The organism is Streptomyces mexicanus (assembly GCF_902506575.1).
Classification (GTDB): domain Bacteria; phylum Actinomycetota; class Actinomycetes; order Streptomycetales; family Streptomycetaceae; genus Streptomyces; species Streptomyces mexicanus.
Genome location: NZ_LR732643.1, coordinates 1 through 3,665 on the forward strand (window position 1 = coordinate 1; position 3,665 = coordinate 3,665).

Here is a 3,665-nt window from a genome sequence, read left to right on the forward strand (position 1 = left end):
CGCGGGCCGGCCCGCGCGGCCGGGGGCCGGGGGCGGCGGCGGGCCCGGATCGCCGACCGGGCGGCGGCGGGCCGGAGCGCGGAGGCACGCGCCCGGCTGCACCGGCGGGGGCGGCCCGCGGACGGCCCGAGGCCCGGCCCGACGGCGGCGCGGACCCCCACCCGGACCGACCCGGAGGCGGCCCGCAGGCTGGCCGGGGGACTGCGCCTGCTGTGCGGGATCGACGTCTCCGCGGCCGTACGGGCCCATCCGGGCCCCCTGCTCCAGATCGTCGGCGGCCGCTCCCAACTGGTCACCCTGCGGCACACCGCCGCCGCACCGCACCACCGGGTGCACGTCATCGCCGGGGCCGGTATGCGCCCCCACGCCGAACAGCCCGCAGCGGTGTCCGCGCTCGTCGAGACACTGCTGCGGCAGAAGGGACTGAGATGAAGCCGACCGAGACCAAGAGCGTCGCCGTGCTCCCGGGCGACGGCATCGGGCCGGAGGTCGTCTCCGCCGCGCTCGACGTCGTCGATCAGCTCCGCCTTCCCCTGGACTTCCGCTTCGGGGAGATCGGCTGGGAGTGCTGGCGGCAGGAGGGCGACCCGGTGCCGCAGCGCACCTGGAAACTCCTGGAGGAGACCGACACCTGCCTGCTGGGCGCCATCACCAGCAAGCCGCTGCGCGAGACGGAGGCCGAGCTGACGCCGTCCCTGCGCGGCACCGGCCTGAAGTACGTCTCCCCCGTCGTGCAGCTCCGCCAGCGCCTGGGTCTGTACGCCAACATCCGGCCCGTCACCGATCTGACGGAAGGCCGCTTCGACTTCACCGTGATCCGCGAGAACACCGAGGGCCTGTACGCCGGCATCGACGTGCACGGCCTGGACGGCGCGCTGTGGGACGCGGTACGCCACCACCCCAACGCGCAGGCCTCCGGACCCGAGGCCACCAGTGTCACGCTCCGCCTGCAGACCCGGTTCGGCATCGACCGGCTGCTGCGCTTCGGTTTCGCCTACGCCGAGGCGCACGGCCACCACCGACTGACCCTCGTCGACAAGCCGATGGTCCTGCGCCACAGCAGCAACCATCTGAGGGAACGCCTGGAACTCATCGCCCGGGAACACCCGGACATCGAGACCGAGATCCTCAACGTCGACGCCGTGGCCCTGTGGATGGTGCGCAGGCCGGAACGGTTCGGGGTGCTCGTCGCCGAGAACATGTTCGGCGACATCCTCTCCGACCTCGGTGCGGGCGTCATGGGCGGATTGGGGCTCGCGCCCAGCGGCAACATCGGCGACCGCGGCAGCTACTTCGAGCCGGTGCACGGCAGCGCCCCCGGCATGGCCGGGCAGGACAAGGCCAACCCCATGGCGATGCTGCTCACGATCGCCCAGATGCTGGACCACCTCGGGCTGGCCGTACCGGGTGAGGAGCTGCGCACCGCGGTGCGCAAGGTCGCGCGGGCCCGCACCACCGTCACCTACGACCTGGGCGGCACCGCCGGTACCCGCGAGGTGGCCCGCGCGGTGGCCCGCGCGGTGGCCCGCGAACTGCCCGGCGGCGCCGCACCCCAGACGGCTGCCCCCGCCGCACAGGCGACACCGGACGCCGCCGACGACGCATCGGCGGTGCCCATGGACGTGGTGGACCGCCTCGCCGGCCTGGACACCGCCTCGATCTCCGACGCCCTCGACAGCCTGGGCATCACCGGTGTCCTCACCGGCATCACCGCCCGCGTGCCGGGCACCCGCGCGGCCGGCCGGGCCTACACCGTCGGCTACCGGCCGGTGGACCCCGGCGGCGAGCAGCGCTTTCGCAACGCCGCCGACTACCTGGACGACGTGCCCGCCGGATCGTTCGTCGTCATCGACAACGGCGGCAGCACCACCTGCACGAACTGGGGTTCGCTGCTGACCGCCGTGGCACAGCGCAGAGGAATCCGCGGCACGGCGCTGCACGGATCGGCGCGCGACATCGCCGAGATCCGGGCCGCGGGATACCCCCTGTTCAGCACCGGCACGACGATGGTCAGCGGCAAGAACCGGGTGGAGCTGGCGTCGCCCGGGCAGGAGATCACCATCGGCGACGTCACCGTGCGCCCCGGTGACGTCGTGGTCGCCGACGACAACGGTGTGCTCGTCGTGCCCGCCGCGCACGCCGCGGAGGTCGCCGACCGCGCCGAGCGCGTGGAGCGGACCGAGGCGGCCATCGCCGAGGCCGCGACCGGCGGCATGCGCCTGGACGAGGCCCGCCGTACGTACGGCTACGCCCGGCCGTGGGAAGGCCCCACCCCGGCTTCCGGCCATGCGTGACCTCGCTCGGCAGGTGGTGGACGTCCACTACCACGCGGGGCCCGACCTGTACCGGCGCCGCCTGACCACCGGCGGCGCCGGCCGGGCCTACGCCGGCATCGGCGGCTGGGTGGTCGTCAAGAGCCACCTGGGATCCACCGCGGCCAGCGCCTGGGAGGCCCGCCAGGAGGGCCTGCCCGTCTCCGGCACCGTCGTCCTCAACGACCTGGCGGGCGGTGTGCACCCCCGCGTCGTGGAGCAGGCGGTCTACGCCCACGGTCCGGACAGCCCGGCCCGGCTGCTCGTCCACCTGCCCACCATGGTCGCCGCCGGGCACCGGTCCGCGCTGCGCCGGGAGCCGTTCCACCCCCTGCTGGACACCGACCGCTGGCGCACCGACCGGGTCCTGGAGTCCTCCGGCGGGCTGCGCCGCTCGGTGCGGGAGGTGCTCAGGGCCGCCAAGGACCTGCCCGTGGCCGTGGCGACCGGGCACTGCGACCGGGAGGAGACGCTGCGCGTGATCGACGAGGCGACGCGCCTGGATCTGCCCCGGCTGCTGCTGACCCATGCCACGCACCCGATGTCCGGCCTCACCGTCGAGGACCTGTCCCAGCTGGCCGACGTGCCCGGCCTGTACGTCGAACTCACCGCGCTGACGCTCCTGCTGGGCCACCGCGACGCCCGCCACCTCGGCGACCTCGTCCGTGCGCACCCACGAACCGTGTTCGGCTCCGATCTCGGTCAGCCGGACCAGCCCGAGCCGGCCGAGTGGCTGCGGCTCAGCCGGGAGTGGTTCGCCCGAGCCGGGCTGACCGCGGCTCAGGTGCGCGCCATCACCTCAGTCAACCCCTCGGGGCTGCTGTCGCCCTGAACCGCTGTGTGGAGAGGACCCCGTGAACGTCTCCATCAAGAACGACGCTCTGCGCACCGACGTACGCCGACTGGGCGATCTCCTCGGGGAGACCCTGGTGCGGCAGGAAGGCCCCGAACTCCTCGAACTGGTCGAGAAGGTGCGCCGTCTCACCCGGGAGAACGGCGAGGCCGCCGCCGAACTGCTGCGCGGCATGGAACTGGAGACCGCGGCCAAGCTGGTCCGCGCCTTCTCCACCTACTTCCACCTGGCCAACGTCGCCGAACAGGTGCACCGCGCGGGAGCCCTGCGGAACGCGCGACAGCGCAAGGAATCGGCGCTGGCCCGTCCCGCGGACCGGCTCAAGGACGCCGATCCCGAGCACCTGCGCCAGCCCGTCGCCACCCTCAACGTGCGCCCGGTGTTCACCGCGCCCCCCCCCGAGGCCGCCCGCCGCTCGGTGCTGAACAAGCTGCGCCGCATCGCCGCACTGCTGGAGACCCCGGTCGTCGCCTCCGACCGGCGCCGCCTGGACACCCGCC

General features: G+C 74.1%; 4 protein-coding genes. All 4 read left to right on the forward strand.

Annotated features, from left to right (window positions below; genetic code table 11):
• The coding region (locus GV126_RS34115; protein WP_369123917.1) for an alpha/beta fold hydrolase at positions 1 to 432 on the forward strand (432 nt) is incomplete at its 5' end.
• Positions 429 to 2,294, forward strand: coding sequence for an isocitrate/isopropylmalate family dehydrogenase (locus tag GV126_RS34120; protein ID WP_159675104.1), 1,866 nt, complete (start codon positions 429 to 431; stop codon positions 2,292 to 2,294). The genes GV126_RS34115 and GV126_RS34120, both read left to right, overlap by 4 nt.
• Complete coding sequence (locus tag GV126_RS34125) at positions 2,287 to 3,144, forward strand: DUF6282 family protein (protein ID WP_159675106.1); 858 nt, start codon at positions 2,287 to 2,289, stop codon at positions 3,142 to 3,144. The genes GV126_RS34120 and GV126_RS34125 overlap by 8 nt, the downstream gene beginning before the upstream one ends.
• Before the next feature lie 22 nt (positions 3,145 to 3,166).
• On the forward strand, positions 3,167 to 3,665 hold a 499-nt coding region (locus tag GV126_RS34130; RefSeq protein ID WP_201299983.1), incomplete at its 3' end, for a phosphoenolpyruvate carboxylase.

What these genes read in the sequence shown, in the direction of transcription:
- GV126_RS34120 (WP_159675104.1), top strand. Translation starts at nt 429, where the DNA reads ATGAAGCCGACCGAGACCAAGAGCGTCGCCGTGCTCCCGGGCGACGGC.
- GV126_RS34125 (WP_159675106.1), top strand. Translation starts at nt 2,287, where the DNA reads ATGCGTGACCTCGCTCGGCAGGTGGTGGACGTCCACTACCACGCGGGG.